Annotated in this window: 14 protein-coding genes; 6 read left to right on the forward strand and 8 right to left on the reverse strand. The window is 40.6% G+C overall.

From position 1 onward, the window contains the following. Positions 1-178: 178 nt before the first annotated feature. Genes OLM45_RS08630 through OLM45_RS08645 form a run of 4 tightly spaced genes read right to left on the reverse strand, consistent with a single transcriptional unit; the run spans position 179 to position 10,125 of the window. Complete coding sequence (locus tag OLM45_RS08630) at positions 179-1,384, reverse strand: hypothetical protein (RefSeq protein WP_264509584.1); 1,206 nt, start codon at positions 1,382-1,384, stop codon at positions 179-181. Next, entirely contained in the window at positions 1,350-4,922 is a 3,573-nt protein-coding gene (locus tag OLM45_RS08635) for an RHS repeat-associated core domain-containing protein (protein WP_264509585.1), read from the reverse strand. The genes OLM45_RS08630 and OLM45_RS08635 overlap by 35 nt, the downstream gene beginning before the upstream one ends. Positions 4,923-4,933: 11 nt before the next feature. After that, positions 4,934-8,455: a hypothetical protein gene (locus OLM45_RS08640; RefSeq protein ID WP_264509586.1), complete on the reverse strand. Its 3,522-nt coding sequence runs from the start codon at positions 8,453-8,455 to the stop codon at positions 4,934-4,936. A gap of 5 nt (positions 8,456-8,460) precedes the next feature. After that, complete coding sequence (locus OLM45_RS08645; RefSeq protein WP_264509587.1) at positions 8,461-10,125, reverse strand: T9SS type A sorting domain-containing protein; 1,665 nt, start codon at positions 10,123-10,125, stop codon at positions 8,461-8,463. Between the two features lie 570 nt (positions 10,126-10,695). On the opposite strand from OLM45_RS08645, the gene OLM45_RS08650 reads away from it, so the two are divergent. The 6 genes from OLM45_RS08650 (at position 10,696) to OLM45_RS08675 (ending at position 16,089) form a co-directional block, all read left to right on the forward strand. Beyond that, the gene (locus OLM45_RS08650) at positions 10,696-10,968 is read left to right on the forward strand and encodes a helix-turn-helix domain-containing protein (RefSeq protein WP_129462208.1); all 273 of its coding nucleotides are present in this window, start codon (positions 10,696-10,698) and stop codon (positions 10,966-10,968) included. Positions 10,969-11,336: 368 nt separating this feature from the next. After that, a complete protein-coding gene (locus OLM45_RS08655) occupies positions 11,337-11,978 on the forward strand; it encodes a DUF6266 family protein (protein WP_264509588.1) in 642 nt (213 codons plus the stop codon). A gap of 982 nt (positions 11,979-12,960) precedes the next feature. After that, entirely contained in the window at positions 12,961-13,620 is a 660-nt protein-coding gene (locus OLM45_RS08660) for a TatD family hydrolase (RefSeq protein ID WP_264509589.1), read from the forward strand. 596 nt (positions 13,621-14,216) lie between these two features. After that, a complete protein-coding gene (locus OLM45_RS08665) occupies positions 14,217-14,933 on the forward strand; it encodes a tRNA threonylcarbamoyladenosine dehydratase (protein WP_264509590.1) in 717 nt (238 codons plus the stop codon). After that, entirely contained in the window at positions 14,933-15,433 is a 501-nt protein-coding gene (locus OLM45_RS08670) for a DUF1648 domain-containing protein (RefSeq protein ID WP_264509591.1), read from the forward strand. The genes OLM45_RS08665 and OLM45_RS08670 overlap by 1 nt, the downstream gene beginning before the upstream one ends. After that, a complete protein-coding gene (locus tag OLM45_RS08675; protein ID WP_264509592.1) occupies positions 15,433-16,089 on the forward strand; it encodes an HAD family hydrolase in 657 nt (218 codons plus the stop codon). The genes OLM45_RS08670 and OLM45_RS08675 overlap by 1 nt, the downstream gene beginning before the upstream one ends. On the opposite strand, the gene OLM45_RS08680 is transcribed toward OLM45_RS08675, so the two are convergent. Genes OLM45_RS08680 through OLM45_RS08695 form a run of 4 tightly spaced genes read right to left on the reverse strand, consistent with a single transcriptional unit; the run spans position 16,086 to position 20,014 of the window. Further along, positions 16,086-17,540: a cryptochrome/deoxyribodipyrimidine photo-lyase family protein gene (locus OLM45_RS08680; protein WP_264509593.1), complete on the reverse strand. Its 1,455-nt coding sequence runs from the start codon at positions 17,538-17,540 to the stop codon at positions 16,086-16,088. The genes OLM45_RS08675 and OLM45_RS08680 overlap by 4 nt on opposite strands. Before the next feature lie 15 nt (positions 17,541-17,555). Beyond that, positions 17,556-18,842 carry a cryptochrome/photolyase family protein gene (locus OLM45_RS08685; protein ID WP_264509594.1) on the reverse strand — a complete coding sequence of 429 codons (1,287 nt, stop codon included), beginning with the start codon at positions 18,840-18,842 and terminating at the stop codon, positions 17,556-17,558. Between the two features lies 1 nt (position 18,843). Continuing rightward, positions 18,844-19,542 (reverse strand): SDR family NAD(P)-dependent oxidoreductase, encoded by a 699-nt coding sequence (locus OLM45_RS08690; protein ID WP_264509595.1) that lies wholly within the window; start codon positions 19,540-19,542, stop codon positions 18,844-18,846. Between the two features lies 1 nt (position 19,543). After that, positions 19,544-20,014, reverse strand: a complete 471-nt coding sequence (locus OLM45_RS08695) for an SRPBCC family protein (protein ID WP_264509596.1) — start codon at positions 20,012-20,014, stop codon at positions 19,544-19,546. Between the last annotated feature and the right edge of the window lie 105 nt (positions 20,015-20,119).

Here is a 20,119-nt window from a genome sequence, read left to right on the forward strand (position 1 = left end):
TTCCGGGCTTTACATTTCGATCTGGGCTAGGGTGCCGACTTTCATTCAATCCTTCTTTATAAAAACAAAAACCACCCGTGAAGGTGGTTTTGTATTATTTGTTCCGCAAAGTCGGGTCCCGATAGCTATCGGGATGCAGAGCATTGTGCATCAAATGAACACTTTGCGGAGCGGGGTGTTATTTCCAACCCAATATCGAAACTATTTCAGATTCTTTAATCAATGTCCATTTTCCAGTACTTTTACTCCAAATTTTTAAATTATTTGATTTAGTTAAATTAACATCGTTATTATTGGTAGTTACTTTTAAAGCAATATAGTTTTTATCGGATTTATAATCATTGTTAAATAATTCAAATTTTTCATTTTTTGTTTCAGAATAAATTTTTTCGTTATCGAAATAGATGCATTTAAGACCATCTTTAACATTGACATAAAAATTATCACCTAAGTTAAATTTAATTTTTTGAGACAAATTATTATTAATAAAATCTACTTGAAAAACCCCTTTCTGACTAAAGAAAAACAAGTTCCCATAAACATCAAATTCAAAAATAGAGTTTGATGTTGAAAAAGGAATGGAATCAATTTTTCCAATATTCGTAATTTGATTATTTGAAATATTGAACTTCAATATATAACACATAGCTGAATTTCCATTTCTTTTAAAATTTGAAAAAATAAACTCATTTTCATTTAGCCATTTTACAGAAGGCATTGAAATTGTACTTGAAGCAGTTGACATTAAAGTTCCATTAACAGAATTAACGATTTTATTTTCTTCACCTGTAGAGAGATTTTTTAGAAGAATATTAAAAGAGGAGTTCTGCATTTTTTTTGCACCGAAATTTCCTGTTGGGATAACTTTAATCAAGTGCTTTAAATCAGTAGAAATATAATCAATACAGGGAAAAGAATTGAAATATTGAAGTTCAAACTTCTTCACATTTACATCAAAAAGTAATTTATTAGATTCCAAATCATATCTAACAATATTTTTTGAAATGAAATTGTAGAAATATATAACGTTTTTGTCTCTTTTTAAAAGAAGTCCTTTGTTAGCAATCTTATAGCCTAATGAATCTACTAAAGATAGTTTTCTTTCATTCAAATCTAGAATAGCTCCGAATGATGAAAAAATTTTGTTTTCAGTCAATAAGCTTTTTAAATTAGATTTGAATTTAAACTCATTTTTTGAATCATTAAAGTTTATGCTATCAATGTCTTTTATAGTACCGTCAATAAAATTATATTTATAAATTTTTTTCTCAGAATTATAGCCTGAAGCAATCAGTAATGCTTTATCTTCACTGATGCTTTTTTGTTTGTTACATCCTATTAGTAACAAACTAAGACTTAGGATGAAAGTATTTAGCTTCTCCATATTGTTTTATTAATTCGTTTTCTTTTACAATTGACGGTGGACCCGCTCCACCATTTTTGGAATAATAATAATTAGTACCATCTTTACTAGTACCATAATATACTGCTGAATGTGCTGAGTCTCCAAAAACAGTTATTGATTTACCAAATACAGCACCAGTAGAAGAATCACTTTGACTGTATCCACTTGCGAAATCACTTGCAGTTTTACCACTTAAACCTTCAACAATACTATCTAAAGAGTTATGTACTTTAGCATTTTTCTCGTCAATTTCTAATCCTTTAACAGCTGGATAAACTGCTTCATGGCATTGTAAATTCTCAACATTCCCTGTCTCTTGATATTGTTTAATATCATCTGTCATATTATTATCAAGAACTACGACATCTCCTTCTTTATAGTCATGATCTTTACCCATCTCCTTATCGGTAGTTTTGCCATTTTTTATCTCTTTGAACTTAGCAGCTTTATCAACAGTTGTATCAAGATATGTAGCTAACGTTTTAGTATTATCTCCTTTTTCAGCAATCAAATTACCATTTTTGTCTGGTTTCCATGTGGCTTGCATCCCATCAGGGTCAACAAAACGCAAAGGATTATTATAACAATAGGTATATGGATTCCATCGTCTTGATGTTTCTGCTTTCGGGTCAATATTCATCCATCTCCCCAACGCTGCATCATAATTCCGTGCGCCGTAATCGTAGAAGTTAAGCCCCAGTTCGTCTTGGAACTCCTTGCCATTATACTTATACTTATACGTCAAAAACTCTTCGGTAGCCGGTGCCATGCGTTTGAGTTCTTCGTCTTTGACCATGACCATGCGGCCGCCGCTGTAGTTGGTGTGGCGCATCCCGAAGGGGTAGTAATGGTTTTGCTCCACAATTTTCAACTGTTGGGTATCAGGATCTAAGCTATAACTCAATCGGATGTTGCCTAAATGATCGGTATAGTTATATACATAACTAAACTGGTCTTCGGGTAACTCTTCGATCGGGATTTTAATAAGTACGCCACTTTGCTCAATTTTAGTTGTTAAGCGTGAGGCATAGCCTTCAGCCGTTGGAAAAAACTGAAGGATGTTGTTTTCATACTGAAAGCCATCGGCATAATCCACTTGCTTGTTTTGTGTAAGAACGTCATCTTGCACGAGCTTGCGCACTTTGCGCCCCGTAGCGTCGTAAATGTACAAAATATTCCCTTTGCCGCCAAGGTCAATGTAGGTAGGTAAATTCAAGTGGTTGTATTTAATTTCTTGAATCCCTTTGTTTTCATCACTGACCATATTCCCCATACTATCATAGGCATAATCATCGGTGGTGTCGGTAGCCAACGTCCCGTCGGTGCTATCGTCTTCAAATCCCGAAGGGTGCAACGTCTCATCGGTGACTTTGAGGAGTTGGTTACTGTCCTGCGGGTAGGTATAGGTTAGATCATCTATCTCAATTTCTTGAATACCATTGTCCAAGTTCCCGTTGCGTTTTAGGGTTAGGATATTCCCGTTTTCATCATACGTAAGCTTTTCCCGGTAGTTGTTGATGTTGGCAGCGGTGAGTCCGGGTTTTTGGTAAAACGCCTCGTCCATGCGGTTCAAATCATCGTAGGTATACCCGTAGGCGCGCTTCACATTGTCGTTGTACGAGCGCCAAAAAGTTTCACTTATGTTGCCGTTGTACAAGGGTTGTACCCCGTTCATACCGCTTACCTCTACATCGGTATAATTGATTTTAAAAGCAAAGAGGTCATTCGGGTCATTCGGTTGGGCTAATGCATCCACATCATTAATCCCCGTCATCCATCCGAGGATATTATAGCTAAAATCTACCACTTGTAAACCGTTGTAGTTGACTAAGTCGGTACCTCCCACATTTTTCTGAATTAACTTCCCTAGCGCATCGTATTTGTTGGCTACCAACATTTCGGTGGGTTGGTTGTTGATAGTATGGGTGTGGTTTTTGAGACGGCCTTCGGGGGTATATTCAAATTTTTCTTGCACATTAACGGGGTTTTGTATCGACGACAAGCGGTGCCAGGTTTTGGTTTCCAGTGGCTGTCCGATAAAATCAATTTGATTTTCCGTAATGGTATACCCGCCTAGGTAATTTGTGCGGTGGGTTTTCAACACTTTTCCTTGGTAGTTGTAAAGCGTATGGGAAGTTTCTCCAATGGTTGACCCGGGGTCAAGCAATACGCGCACCCATGACCCTGTTTGGAGTCCTTTGCAATTGGTGAGTACTGTATTGCCTCCAACCTGTGCGGGTAATGACCCAGGCGCACCAGGGAAGGTATAGGTATCATAGAAATTAACCGTAAGTAAGAGGTAATCGGATTGTGGAAAGACCGAACTTGAATAGGGATTGGCATAGCTGTCTACGTTGGAACCCGTGAGCGATTCAAAGAGTGTTGTCGAACTATCGTATTGGTCTTGTAAAGTATGCCGTTTATCTTCATTAATTACATTCTCTGCTTCTCTCCAAAGCGTATACGCCACGCGACCAAAGGCATCGTATTTGGTGTGCATCCAACCCAGATGTCCGGTACCAAAAGGATTGTAGGCAGGACCTGTTGCGACTACCCGACTGAGTTTGTCGTATACGATGAACTCCCATGTTTTACCCGGTAGTTTTTTGGCCACCATACGGTTTTGGTCGTCGTATTGGTATTGGTAGCACAAGTTTTCCATTTGTGTCGCACTGATGGCGGGACTTATACTCGCTTTGGGTGGAATCACATAGGTGAGGTTGCCATAGACATCGTACACATAATAAGTGTCGTGGGCGGTGTTTGCATTGTAGGTGCGTTTTAGCACCACTTGCCCTTCTGTATTTTTGAATTCCACGGTAGAATGGTTGTCTCCCGAAGTCCAGTTTTCATCCCGTGTGATGGTTTTGTATAGACTCCCTGCACGGTAATATCCATCTTCATTGAGCGTGGGGACATACAGTTTGTGATTGGAATCATAGGTGAGTTCTACTTTAAAAAAGCGCACTTCATTATCCTCATTGGCGCGGTACACAAATTTGATGGTATGGTCGTTATCATCGTTGTCATGACCTTCCCAAACGTTTCCTGGAGCCGATTGTTTTAAGACCCGATTTAGCGGAGAGGGTTCATAAAACTTGCGACTGTATACGATTTCACCGTTGTACAAAGCTTCAGATTCCGTCTCTTGTTTGGCTGTAGCACCATCCACATATTCCAGGGTATTACGATTGGATGCATAGGGCAAATACTCATACTGTGGTCGACCGTAGGCATCGTATTCGATGTGGGTGACAATGTCTTTACCTGATTCACTTTGACGCCCGTCTACTTTTTGAATAGCTCGTCCGAGTCCGTCAAAATAGGTGACTTGTTCGACCACTTCTGTAGGCCCCGGGTTGGGCACTAGGGTAGTGGGTTTTTTATAGGTTTTGGTCTTTACATAGTTCTCTGAAGGGGTTTGCCCTAGGGCAGTTACCGAGCACAATAGACCGAATAACGCAATGCTTAGGGTACGCATTGTAGAAGGTTTTGGATGTTGACTGTATTTTTTCATGGCGTTTAGGATTAAGGTCTATAGTTATAACTGTTTTCGGTAACAATATTACCCTCATGATCGGTGACTTTCTCCAAGCGGTTCATGCTGTCGTAATGGTATTTTATGCGAATACCGTTTGGGGTAGTCATGGTACTCACGCCTACTAGTGGGATATGCGTTACTGTGGTCACCATACTATTGGCTAGCGCACTATCGTTGCGCAAGGCATCTAAAGCACTAAGTACAGCACTTTCTGAATAGGTAGCAGCATCGGTCGCATTTTGAATGGCGGTAATCAAGTTGGCCGGAATACTCGTATAAGCTAAATTCTCAATTTTAGCGACCACTTGGGTGTTGTGGTAGCCGTAGATATAGGAAATCAGCATGCCGTTTTCTTGTTGCACCTCCAACGGATTGCCATAGGTATCGTATCGGTTGTACCGAATTTTATTCTCCAGGGCGAGACCTCCTTTGGCCGTTTGAATCACAGAGGGTAGGTGAACATTGGGGTTGCCAGCAAAGGTGTTGCTGTAAACAATTTTACTTTGACTAACGGGAGCCCCTTCTTTTTCCACCTGAATTTCTTCAATCTCTGCAATTCGGTTTTGGGCTAAGGCAACAGGATCAGTAAGGTAGTTGTAGGTAGTTTTGGTTTCTTCGCCCAGACTATTGATGACTTTATGCTCGGCAATCATTTTGTTTAGTGGATTGTACTGAAAAGACTCACGAGTAACCACCTCACTTTGTGTATTGTTGGCATCGTAGAAGTAGTTTTTGGTTTCTTTGGACTCGAGTTTTGCCCAGCCGTAGGTTTCATAAATTGGGAAAGGTAGAATCTTAGGCTTGTTTAAATCTAAAGGTAATCCACAAAGTGAAAGTGTGCTGGTGAATATATTATTTGCACATTTAACACAAGTATTAGGACTTTCGACATAGGCTTTATAATTTCCATAATTAGCGGTAAGTGCAGGTAATTTCCCAGTGTAACATTCACCAACTGGTTTTTTAAATCGGATGCCAGTTATCTCTTCGTGATAGTCAAAAGTATAATTGTTGACAGTTGAAGTTAATTTTAAATTGTTGTTTGTAAAAACTTCTTCTTTTAATAACAAACCTCTTTTGAAGTCTATATTTTTAGTCGGTAAAAATGGAACTCCCGTAGGTACTTCTTGTTCAGGAAAATCTATGGGTGAGGTATAAGTAAACTCAGTTTTCCCATTTGCAGACTCAAATACTGTTACATTTTTATACCCTACCTCAGAGCCTTGTGTTTTCACAGTTGCTCTATTGTTAAAATCGGTGTAAACATCAAAAAAATGTTCCATTTTATTCTCCCCACAATAAGTAGGTAAACTTGAGTATGGAAAAACATTTATACTTGTCATAAATTTATCTGAATAATGATATAAAGGATATGGAAATGCTAAAGCCCCACTGGTTTGGGAAGAATTTTCAAAAAAATTATAATTAAATTTTTTCTCTTTTGTAGGTAATGGTGAAGTCAATTGATCTTCATAATAAACTTCAGTAATGTCAGTATCAAAGTATCCAATTTGTTTGATACGAATACCTCCACCATATAAAAAATTAACTGGATTAATTTTGTAAAATTTAATTGCGACAGCATCTGTAAAATTGTAATTCGTATTTAGATTATTCCAACGTATTCCATACATTACATTAGCATCTAGGTAAAAATCAATACAGCAACTTTGATTGGTTTCTGAACAATTAATCATTTCTAGGGGTATAAATGAATTGTTGATGATTTTTCCAATTGAAAAATTGGTATTTCCGTAATCACCAAAAGTCATTAAAAGTTGAATTCTTCTTGGATAAGGAGCAGATTCAATTTTTCTTGTTGTAGCATTAAATTGATTATTTCCTGCATTTGCCGAAGTGATAGGAAAAATATAATTTTCAATATCCAAATATACATGAGTTGATAAATTCGAGCTAAAATCAGTGATGGGTTCATCTCCGATATGACTAAATTGATGTGATTCATAGTCAAACAATACAGACCCGCCAGTTGGATACTTAATTTTAAAAAGCACGTCGGAAGTCACAAATTCAGGACTAGGATTTTTATAGGAATCAGTTGTCAAAGAACAGGTGTTTATTAAATTAAAATAGCCCCAATAGTCTTTTGCAATTTCTTTTCCTTGGGAGTCATTAATTTTATAACTGAATGCAGTTGTTTTAGGGTTACTATTGAGTTTGCCATATTCATGATAGGCACCCAATTGCATTCGGGTATCCAAAACAGTCGTGTAGGTATAATCAAATGTAAATCGGTTGATGATAGTATTTTGTAAATCTTTCACCACTATCTCATCTAATTTTTCCGTGGTATTAGCAAAACGAATATTGGTATCTTGTCTTTCTGCGGAACGATTTAATGTCACGGATGCTTTTCCTTTAATATCAATTGTTTTTAATTTTCGAACATTTACATTGGTAGAAGAGTTTGAGATTAGTTTTAATGGAGGTAAATCTAAACAACCTCCAAATAAAGCATTAAATGTAAAAATATCAGATTCAGCGTAATAATTATTGGTAATTGTGACTTGATTAAATCCTTCTAATTTAGGTTCATCATAAAATAATTCAACAAGTAAATTGTTATTCACATCATAAACTTTTGATAAATGAAAAGCACTAGAAAAAGGCCTTTCAACACTTAATGATGAACTGTCAACTAAACTTAATGATGAGATATCGGTGAAAATTCCTGATATAATAGTTTGTTGTGTAGCATTAAAATTAGTAGAGGTCTCAATAACATCAAATTCATATTTATAACCACTTTCATCATAAATGGTAAAACTCAAGGGTTGAAATCTAGAATTAGAGTCGGTAGAATATGTATTTACTATTTTTACTCTGTAGTCATCTAGAGGTACAATTTCTAGTTGATTTTGAGCATTCTTTTTAATGTAAAATCTACCAGATTTCCCCATAAAATTAAATTGCCATAAATCATATTCCGTATCAAATTTTCCTTTATTAGTTACCATCCATAAAAATTCATTACCAATGTCAATATTTGCTTGCGTCATTGATGTTAAAGGTTTATAATAGTTTTTATATTCATTCAATACATTGTCGAAAAAATAAGTAAATTGATTGCGATGCCCATTGGTCAAATCATCATGATAAATCCCTATCGAACCATCTGTACTCATTCCCGGTAAAACATAGATTTCATCAGGTAATCCTCTGGAAGTTCTGGATATAGTTCCTCCAGCAAAAAGACTCCATCCCAATCCCATTTCACCTGCTTTTTCATCAGCTAATATCCCTCCAGTGTGGTACTTAATTGATATGGAAATAGGTAGTTTATTGTCTTTTGCCGTTGTACTATATATTGGGAATGAAATATCGGGTACCCCTGTATAATTACTCACGGGCACTTCTTCAAATTTCATTAATGCAGCAACTGTAGGTGAAGGAGGTACAATATTCGGTAATTCTGTTTTTATTTCTGGATTCTGTGCTATACCCCAGAACGGGAAGGCACAGCAAAGGGTAACGATGAATTTTCTCATGGCTCTTAGTTAGTTTTGGAAGTTCGTTTAATAATTTTTACGCCGTCGCTCTGTTTATCGGTTTTGATGTTAACGACATAGATTCCTTCGGGTAGGCTGCTTAAATCCACAGGAACGGTTCGGGAATTAACGGCAAATTGCTGCAAGACACGACCCGATAAATCCACTACTGTGGCGGTTCCCGATTCAAATTCGTAGCCAATTACCACAGTAGTAAACCCATAGGTTGGGTTGGGAGAGGCTTCAATAGTGAGTTTGGGTGTATCGGGTTTTTGTTCGTCTTTGAGTTTGACTACCCAAAAATCGTTGCGTCCTACCGAGCTGGTTTTGTCGCCTGTGGCTTTTGAAAATGAAGTTCCAGCCATGAGGTAGCCGCCATCGCGGGTTTCAACCACTTTGCGCAATACTTCTTTACCGTTACTACCCACTGTGCGAGACCAGATTTCCTCTCCTTTTTCGTTTACTTTTAACGCAATAAAATCATCGGTTCCTTTCTTGGCTTTGGGTTCGCCTTTGCCCAATCCTAACTTTCCTTTTCCTTTGGACAACAGACTGTATTCCCCTTGAGCAAATCCGCCCAGCAGTAAGCTATGGTCTTTGTTTTCTACCAATGTGGTTAGAACATCTGTCTTTCCAAAATTGTAGGTTTGTTGCCAGAGTAGGTTTCCAGCAGTATCCAATTTAACCAACCAAAAGTCGGTTCCTTCTTGGTTCGAACTTGTTTTCTCGTCACTACTGCCCGAATTGGAGTTGCCTCCCAAGAGGATGTTTTGATCGTGGGTTACTAATACGGTATATAATTGATCGTCTTGGTCGCCCCCTAGGGTGCGTTGCCACAAGACTGTTCCTTTTTCATCAATGCGAATCACCCAATAATCTCCGATACCGCGGTTGCGTTCGGTTTTGGTTCCTGAAACGGGTGAGTTGGAATACCCGCCAAGGATAAAACCACCGTCGGCAGTGGTGGCTACACTGCGTAATTCGTCTACATACTGACCGCCATAGGTTTGTTGCCATTCCACTTCTCCTTTGGAATTCAATTGGATTACCCAATAATCCAAATCCCCGTACAAGGCACCGGATTTTAATCGAGAAGGGGCTTTGGGATCCATCGGACTGCGGTCTTGACGGGGCTCGGATGCCGAAGAGCCTGCCACAAGAAAACCACCATTGCGTGTGGGAATGACTTGGGCAATTTTTTCTTGGTCCATTCCCCCTAGGGTCAGTTGCCATTCTTCTTCTCCCCGAGGGTTGAGTTTGATGAGCCAAATATCGTCCCCTCCGAGGGAGGCTGTTTTTTTATCAAAGCTTTTGGGTGAATTGGAGGTGCCTGCAATGAGGTAACCGCCATCGGGTGATGCGGTGATGCTATAGAGGAGGTCACTCCCGCTACCGCCAAAGTTTTTTTGCCATTCTTGGTCGCCTTTTTCGTCCATTTTCCAGAGCCAAAAGTCCAAATCACCTTGAGTGGTTTGTTGTTTGTTTCCGGATTTAATCGACAGGGACGAACCGGCGAGAAGGAATCCATAATCGGGAGTCGGTAAGGCATCCATAAGGTAATCGGATTGTTTGCCACCTAGACTTTTATCCCATAAAATTTTTTGAGCCTTCAGGGAAGCAGAAAAGCTCCAGCTGAGTGCTGTTGCAAGAAGAATTGTTGCCGAACGCATATATTACGAGTTGTTAGGGTTTTACTCTTTTTGTAGGGAAATCGTTTCGGCTGTCAACGGCATGTATTCCGGTACTTGTAAAAGTAATTTCTTACTTTTTGATAATGGTACACAAAAAGTGTACATTTTGTTAAAGTTGTTTTTCACTAATAATACCTTATGTCTGCAGCAGTACAAAAGCATTTTATTTGAGTAAAAACCAACTTTAGGCCATAAAAATAGTTTTTGGTCTGTTGGTAAAAAAATTATTTCAATAGGAAAAACCCTATTTTACGAAAGTATTTTTCCTATTTCTTATTTTTTCAAACGATTTATCTTAGTAAAATGCAGGTCGGAATCCAACAATTTTTAGCTGATTAGAATGGTAAAACACCAATAAAATCAAGCCTTTTTATTTTTTATCCAGCAAAAAGTAGATTAGTAAGGCGCTGGTAGTTATTGTTTTGGGTTTGAAATAGGGATAAGTATGCCAAAAAAAATGGAATGATTTTTGAAAAAAAGTCAATACACTATTTTGAGAACCAAAACCGAAAACAAAAATGAAAACAACGCTTATTTTTTTAATCTTCTATGGACCCCTATGATGCCCGATTGAATAGCTTACAACAGCAAATCAATGAACTCGCCGCCACCTTACTCCAAATCATCCGTCAAATTCCAAACGAAGAAGTCTGGCTAGACAGTGCTCAAGTCAAACGCCAGTTTAACATCAGTGAAAGTACACTGTACCGCTTGCGGAAAAACAAGAAAATTCCCTACACGCAAATCGGCGGATTATGTTATTATCCCAAACATTACATTACCCAACTTATCGCCGAAGATTCCCGAAAACGACTTGAATAATCAGTTGGCAGTGTACAGTGATCAGTTGGCACTGTACACTGAATACTGTACACTGAATACTGTATACTGATTACTGAACACTGCATAGGGTTTTCGTGCAGTCATCGTGCAGTTTTCTTCGGTATTTCTTGCGGGAACCTCAGTATTTTCGCGGGTGGTACCGAAGCATTACCGAACAAATACCGAACAAAACCCCTAGTTGTTCGGTAAAATTACGTCAGATGACATCAAATTACGTCACAATACGTCAATGTACGTCAACTAACGTCATAGGTAAACAATCGACCTTTTTTTCTACTAGTTTTGACTCATGGATGTTCGAACGCCACGACAATTTTAATCAGTATTAATCTTTAAATTTAAAAACTATGGCCACCTATCAAAAAGGAATTTTAGGTCCATTCAATGGAAAAGTAGGAACAGTAATTGGTGCCAATTGGCGCGGTAAAGAAATCCTACGCAGTTTACCTCGTAAATCAGGTAAAAAACCTTCTCTATTGCAAATGCAACAACGCATGAAGTTTACAACCGTAATTGATTTTTTAACACCCTTTAATCCAATCCTCAGCCGCTACTTTGGGGGTGATCTTGGCGAAAAAACAAGAGGAAATAAAGCCTTTGCATACCACATCAAAGAGGCAGTAGAATTCGTGGATCCCGATTTTGTGATGCAATACAATAAAGTGATTTTGAGCAAAGGGACACTTCCAGGACTTGAAAACGCTTCCGTAACCGCAGAGGCTAACAATACTGTGGTGTTGAATTGGACCGACAACAGTGTGCAAGTTTTAGCGCAGGCTACCGATCGATTGTTCATCGGAATTTATGAACCCGAATTGGGCAATACCCTTTGTAATTTGAATCTAGCTACACGTAGTGCTACTACAGCCAGTTTCGTTTTACCTTCCGTTTATAATGGAAAAACCATTCACATTTGGGTTGGATTCGCTATGACCACCGACGAAGATTGTTCGACCAGTATTTACTTAGGAAGTGTAACCGTGCAGTAACTATCACCACAATTGCTTTTAAAGACCCGACTGCGTTTAGTGGTTGGGTTTTTTATTGTTTGCAGAAAGGTTTTTTAGCACGCTAAAAAATCCCCCCCCGTCTTATTGTCATTTCGACGCAAGGAGAAATCCCATGCAGTTTTCACGGTGCTGTGGGTTAAAAATTAAAGTGTTTTTCGCTAAGCGAAAAAAAGGGGACTATCCTATGGGATTTCTCCCGTTGGTCGAAATGACAAGATTGGGTGTATAGGTTTTTTAACAATCAAATAAACACCCCGTCCTGTTGTCATTTCGACGCAAGGAGAAATCCCATACAGTTTTCACGGTGCTGAAGTTTAAAATAAAAATGTGTTTTTCGCTAAGCGAAAAAAAGGGGACTATCCTATGGGATTTCTCCCGCTGGTCGAAATGACAAGATTGGGTGTAAAGGTTTATTATCAATCAAATAAATACATCGTCTTGTTGTCATTTCGACGTAAGGAGAAATCCCATACCGTTTTCACGGTGTTGTGGGTAAAAAAATAAGTGTGTTTTTCGCTAAGCGAAAAAAACACCCCGTCCTATTGTCATTTCGACGCAAGGAGAAATCCCATGCAGTTTTCACGGTGCTGTGGGTTAAAATAAAAATGTATTTTTCGCTAAGCGAAAAAAAAAACCGTCCTTTTGTCATTTCGACGTAAGGAGAAATCCCATGCAGTTTTCACGGTGTTATAGGTTAAAAATAAAAGTGTGTTTTTCGCTAAGCGAAAAAAAGGAGCCAATCTTATGGGATTTCTCCCGATGGTCGTAATGACAAGATTGGGTGTGAAGGTTTTTTAGCAAGCTTTGAGTTCAGTGATCAGTCATCAGTATTCAGTGATCAGTGATTAGTCATCAGTAGTTTCACGCTCAAACCCATCACATAATTTGTTTTTCTCCCTAAATTTCCTATTTTTAATCGACCAACTCATAATTCACAACTCATAATTCATAACTTTTTAAAATGTTCAACCTCCATACCCACCATTACACCGCCACACCGAATGGTATCGAACTCGTGAATCAATACCCCTGGGAGTTTGATCCAGCGCCGCCTGTCTATTCCATTGGGATACATCCGTGGTTTATCGACGCGACGGTTTGGCCACTACACATGGAAATTGTGGAGCAACATTTGATTAAGTCGGGTTGCCTCGCCATCGGGGAATGTGGGTTGGATAAACGGATAGAGGTGCCGTTCGAACTCCAACTGCAAGTCTTTGAAGCGCATCTGATTTTGGCCGAACAGTACCAAAAACCCGTAGTGCTGCACCTCGTGGGCGCCTTTCAAGAATTGATTGCCCTCAAAAAGCAACACCGCCTCTCCGTGCCTCTCATCGTACACGGCTTTTCCAAAAATGCCCAACTCGCCCAAGAACTCGTCAACCACGGGTTTTACCTGTCCTTCGGGAAATACTTACTCCGCAATCCCGAACTCAAAACAGCTTTCCTTGCCGTACCCGAAAACCGCATCTTCCTCGAAACCGATACGATCGAAGAATCCATCGCCGACATCTATGCCAAAGCCGCCGAATACCGCAACCTGGATGTCAGCGAATTGGAACGACGCATTGAACGAAATAGAGTAGAGGTGTTTGGGGGAGAAGAAAGACCGCTACGCTGAAAGAGGAAAGACCGCTACGCTGCAAGAAGCAAGACCACTTCGTTGCAAGAAAAAAGACCGCTACGCTGCAAGAAAAAAGACCGCTACGCTGCAAGAAGCAAGACCGCTGCGCTGAAAGAAACAAGACCGCTACGCTGCAAGAAGCGTGAGTTTAAAACGAAATATGACTTACGACTCAAATCACTTACGACTTACGACTAATTCACTTACGACTAAAACCATTGTGTTACATTGTGCCTTACTTTGTGGGACATAGTGTTACTAGAAACAAGACCACTTCGTTGCAAGAAGCAAGACCGCTACGCTGCAAGAAGCAAGAGTTTAAAACGAAATATGACTTGCGACTAATTCACTTACGACTTACGACTAAATCCAAGACCGTGTTTCAGTCATCAGTAGTCAGTTATCAGTCATCTTTCATAACTCATCATTCATAATTCATCACTCCTTAGATATCCTTACTTGTTTTTAACAAGCACCTTCTTTTCTCTTTTCTCTTTCTTCTTTTCTCTTTTCTCTTTTCTCTAATCCCAATTCCTTATTTTTGCACTCAATATTCTAAAATCTAAATTCTAAAATCTAAAATCAAAATTCCCATGGCTGTTTGGCAAGAACGTGCAGAACTTTTATTTAAAACGGAAGGATTAGAAAAATTACGAAATGCCAATGTATTGGTGGTCGGACTCGGGGGCGTGGGTTCTTTTGCGGCTGAGTTTTTGGCTCGAGCGGGCGTAGGGAAGATGACCATCGTCGATGGAGACGTGGTGGATATTACCAACATCAACCGTCAGTTGCCGGCCTTACATTCTACCGTGGGGTTGCCCAAAGTGGAATTGATGGGCGCGCGTTTGCTGGATATCAATCCCGAACTCGAACTCACAATGCTCAAAGAATTCTTATCACCGGAACGTGCATTTGAATTAGTTTCGCCTGAATTTGATTATGTTTTGGACTGTATTGATAGTGTGACACCCAAACTCAATCTATTGATTGCTGCCAAACGCAAAGGCGTTAAAGTGATCAGTAATATGGGCGCCGGAGGGAAGTTTTTGGCCTCCAAAGTAAAAGTTACCGACATTAGCAAAACCGATTACTGTCCCCTCGCCAAACACGTGCGCAAGCGCTTAAAGAAAGAAGGTATTTCGGGAGGCGTAAAAGTGGTGTACTCCAGCGAACGCCCCGATTATGATAGTGTCAAACATACCGACGGCAGCAATTTCAAAAAGTCGTTTTACGGCACCAATTCATGGATGCCCTGTTTGTTCGGACTACATGCTGCCGAAACCGTAGTGCGTTATCTTATCAAAAAATAATGGAAACGAATCGTCCCCAACTCACTGTACCGCGAACCGCTTTTGACAATGGGGTAGAAGCCATAGCCTTGTTGGGATTGATCAGTTCGTGGATATATGTAAGTGTACACTACGCGCAGTTACCCGATGTAATTCCTACCCATTTCAACGGTCAAGGTCAGGTCGATGGCTATGGCGACAAATGGACGATTTTTTTGGGGTCGGGAATTGCTACGGCCATGTACATCGGACTCACTTATATAGGGCGGCATCCCCACTGGTTTAATTTTCCGGTGGCCGTTACCGAAGCCAATGCCCCGCGTTTGTACCAGATAGCTGTTCGTATGTTGCGGACGCTGAAATTGGTTCTTGTGGGCGTTTTCTTTGCCATTGAATGGCAAACGGTGCAAGTTGCCCACAATGCCGCATTTGACGGCGGCCGATGGATACTCTTGGGCGTGATGGGCGCTGTATTTGTCCCTTTATTCTATTTTTTAATCCAACTCTTTAAAAACAGCTAATGCTAAAAACCGTCATTTTTGATATGGATGGGGTAATCGTGGATACCGAACCCGTACACCATTATGCCTACCACCAACAGTTTGAACAACTCGGAATCACCGTTACACCTGAAATGTATGCCTCGTTTACAGGGAATTCGACTAAGAATATCTTTCAAAAATTAAAAGACCAATTTGATTTACCCCAAACCGTAGAAGAATTGGTGGATACCAAACGCATGTTGTTTAATGACGCCTTTGATCAGAAAGAAGACCTCACTTTGTTGGAAGGCGTCCATGAATTAATACTGGATTTGAGAGCCCACAACATCCAATTGGTGTTGGCTTCGTCTTCAGCACGAGTTACCATTCACCGTATTTTCAAACGTTTTGAATTGTTCCCACATTTCAGTCATATCGTTTCCGGAGAAGAGTTTCCACAATCCAAACCGCATCCGGCGATCTTTGAACATGCCGTACGTTTATCGGGCGATCAAGCAACCGAATGTATCGTAATCGAAGACAGTACCAACGGGATTCTTGCCGCCAAAGCAGCGGGTGTATTTTGTGTAGGGTACGACAGTTTCCATTCCAAAGGACAAGATTATACCCAAGCCGATGTAGTAGTACAACATTTTAACGAATTATCGTATACTAAATTGGCTGCAATGGTTTAGTCGCGGTCGGGGAACGTATGTTTGGCGAGAATGCGTTTACTGTCGCTGCGCACTTCCTGTTGTTTTCTAAAATTCCACCAAAAGTCGGTAGCCGCTTTCTGCGCTTCTTCCAAAGGCACAATCGGAAAGGGATAGTCATAACCGGGTTCGAACCCATACAACATTTGTTCGATGGGCGTCAGTTTCCACGGTTCGTGGATAAACGCTTCAGGGATGTTGCGCAATTCGGGTACCCATTTGCGGATAAAATCCCCGTGGGCATCGTGTTCGATGGAGTTCTTCACCGGATTATAAATACGAATCATATTCACGCCTGTAACGCCCGCCTGCATTTGAATTTGGGGGTAATGAATTCCGGGTTCGAAGTCCAAAAACTGTTGGGCGAGGTGCGGACTGCAATTTTGCCACGGTTGCATTAAGTGGTGGGTGTAGAACGAAACGACCAGGGCACGCATGCGAAAGTTGAGGTAACCTGTGGTATTCAAACAACGCATACATGCATCCACAATAGGCACTCCTGTTTTTCCTGAGCACCAAGCCTCGTGATAGCTTGTATTAACGGGTAACTTTAAGTGCAAATAGCCTTTGTTGACGGGGTAAAATTCCATCGAACATTCCATTTCAAACTTTTGGATAAAATGGGCTTGCCAGCGTAAACGCGACGCGAAGTTGTCGATTTGGCGTTTGAATTTTCCTTTTTGGCGCACTTCCCACGTCCATTGATAGACTTCCCGTACGGAGAGATTGCCCCAAGCGATATAGGGTGAAAGCCGACTGCATCCTTTGCGTCCCAATTCGGGTTTGGAAATGTGGCGGCTGTAGTTTTCTACGCGTTCGGTGAGAAAGGATTTCAGGTATCGCAAGCCCATTGAACGGCCACCTTTTTGGAAAGGCGCGTCCTTAGGCGTATCGAGGGACGGAATTTTAAAGTGAATTTCGAGTTTCTCGATTTCGGTATATTTCACAAAGGTCCGACCATTGGCTTCAAACGGAAAGCGGGGTTTCTCCATAAAGTCGTACCAATCTTCTTTCCAAGTTTGGCGGTTGCGTAGGCCACGGATAACGCCATTGGTGATGTATTCAAACCACGGAATGCCGTTGGCACGAAGGAGTTCGCTCACCTCAATATCCCGATGAAAGGTGCGTTGAATACCGGTTTCTTGGTGGGAATACACGCCAGTAATCGAGGCTATTTCAATTAATTTTTCAAAGACAAAAGTCGCTTCTTCCTCCACAATAAGGATTTGTGTGTGAAAGGGCAAAAGATCGTGTTGGAGTTCGGCCAACGATTCTTTGATAAAATTAAAATGCCGCGCACTGTAATGGATATCCTGTTGGAGTGAGGGCTCAAGAATATAGAGCAAGAGCACTTTTTCTTTGGTTGCGATAGCGCGAAACAAAGCTTCGTGGTCGTGCAGGCGTAAATCGCGTTTGAGCCATACTACTTTCATGGGGCAAAAAGGGGTTTATCCCACGGCGGTTTTGTATACAGTTAAGCAACGCTCGCGGGCTTCTTTATGGTCAACTATGGGGTTGGGATAGGCTGAGGTTTCCACTTCAGGCACCCATTTTTTAATATAATACCAGTCTTTATCAAACTTCTTGATTTGTTCACTCGGATTGAAAATGCGGAAATACGGCGCTGCATCGACACCACTACCGGCCGCCCATTGCCAATTGCCGACATTACTCGCTTGTTCATAATCGAGGAGTTTTAGGGCAAAATACGTTTCACCCCAACGCCAATCAATGAGCAAGTGTTTGCAAAGGAAACTCGCCACAATCATGCGCACGCGGTTGTGCATGTGTCCGGTAGCGTTGAGTTCGCGCATTCCAGCATCCACAATCGGATAGCCTGTGGTTCCGGAACACCATTTTTGGAATAAATCCACATCATTGTTCCATTGAATTTCGTCGTATTTGGGTTTGAAACTTTGATGCACTGTATGCGGAAAATGCCAAAGGATTTGCATGAAAAACTCCCGCCAAATCAATTCATTCCAGAAGGTTTCGTTTTTCTCGGCAATTGCTTTGGTCATCATCTTTCGGATGGAAACGGCTCCAAAACGCAAATAGATGCCGAGGAAAGACGTTTTATTCAGGGCTGGAAAATTACGAGTCGCTTCGTAGTTCCGTATCAAGGTTTCGGATACATCGTAGGGACGAACTTTTATTTTGGAAGGTTTGAATCCGATGTCTTCCAAAGACAAAAAAGGATACGAATGATCGGTTATTTGATTCAATAAAGTTTCCGACGGATAATGTTGTAACGTAATGGAACGAAAGCGTTCTTTCCAACGGCGGCTGTAGGGGGTATAGACCACATAAGGTGTACCGTCATCCTTGACAACTTCACTCTTTTCAAAAACCACCTGATCCTTTGAGGTTTTGAAATCTATCCCTTTGGATTTAAACAATTGATTTAAGGCTTTGTCCCGTTTACGGGCATAAGGCTCATAATCGTGGTTGGTGTAAATAGTGTCAATTTTTTGTTCCGAAAGAAGTTGGGTAAACACTTCTTCTGGGGTGCCGTGAAAAACCGCTAAGGATTTACCTACGGCTTGAAGTGCCTGCTGTATCGACTCCAATTGCTGGTGGATAAAAGTCACACGAGCATCATCGGGCGGCAGTTGCGAAAGAATCGACGTGTCAAAAATAAAAATAGGCAATACGGGTTGGCCACTGCTTAATGCGTGGTACAATCCCACATTGTCGTCAACCCTCAGGTCTCTTCGGAACCAGAATATATTCATCTTAACTATTTACGATTAATGTGGACATTCCGCCGTCTACAGCAAACACTTGACCGGTGATCCAGTTGCTTTGTTCACTCAATAAAAAGGCCGTCATTTGTGCGATATCTTGCGGTGTGCCCACTTTTTTCATGGGGTTACGTAAAGCCGCTTTTTCTTTTTTCTCTTCCGAGTTTAAAAATTTATCTGCAAGAGGCGTATCGGTGAGCGAAGGCGCGATGACATTCATGCGCACTTTAGGAGCATATTCTGCGGCAAATGCTTTAGCAAAACCTTCAATAGCGCCTTTGGCTGCAGCCACAGAAGTGTGAAAAGGCATACCCATCGAAGCGGCAACCGAACTGTAGGCCACCACACTCGACTGGGGAGCAGCGGTGAGTTGGGGCAATACAGTTTGTACTACTTTCACGAGTCCGATAAAGTTCAATTGCAAATCACTTTCAAACGCTTCTGGCTTTAAACCTTTAAACGGACGTAGATTTATACTTCCTGGAAGATATACCAATCCGTGGATTTCAGCAGGAAGGGCAGAAGTATCCAAGGTATCTTGTGTCGCATCAAACGGAATGTGGGTTAGTTTTAAGTCGGCCAAATCTTCCACCGAGCGTGAAGCTACAAAAAGGTTGGACTCAAACTGTAATTGTTGAGCGAGGGCACGACCGATTCCTTTGGAACCACCAATCAATAGGATATTTTTCATGTTATTCAGGTTTAAATTCGCCAAAGAGTTCGATTAACTTCTTTCTTCGGTAGTCAAAAATTTGGTGCAAGCGCGGTTTGACAAGAATTGGGTGCATGAGTTGACCCAAAATTCCCATGGGAAGTTTGTAGTCGACGATGTCTTCCATTTCTACACCGCCGGGTACTTCTTTAAAGAAATGTTTGTGGTGCCATAAAGCGTACGGACCAAAACGTTGTTCGTCTACAAAAAACTTTTTGTGGTCAACGTGTGTGATTTCGGTTACCCATTTCATGGGAATGTTTAATAAGGGAGTAACAATATACTGAATGATTTGTCCCGGGTACATTTTCCGATCCGCACCAGAAAGTGTTTTAAACCCCATATCATCAGGTGTGATGGTATTTAGGTTCATCGGATCGGAAAAGAAATCCCAGGCTTCATCAAGAGTTATGGGAAGAAACTGTTTAGCGTGCAGTGTATAGATCTTCATCGTTTTTTTTGGTAAAGATATAGTTTGTTTAACAAACAGAAAAATAAGTTAAACAAAATTTATTCCCTTTTAAGTTTAAATTAACAGTTTGACCCCATCGCTTTT

The sequence above is a fragment of the Flavobacterium sp. N1719 genome (assembly GCF_025947045.1).
In the GTDB taxonomy this organism is placed as follows: domain Bacteria; phylum Bacteroidota; class Bacteroidia; order Flavobacteriales; family Flavobacteriaceae; genus Flavobacterium; species Flavobacterium stagni.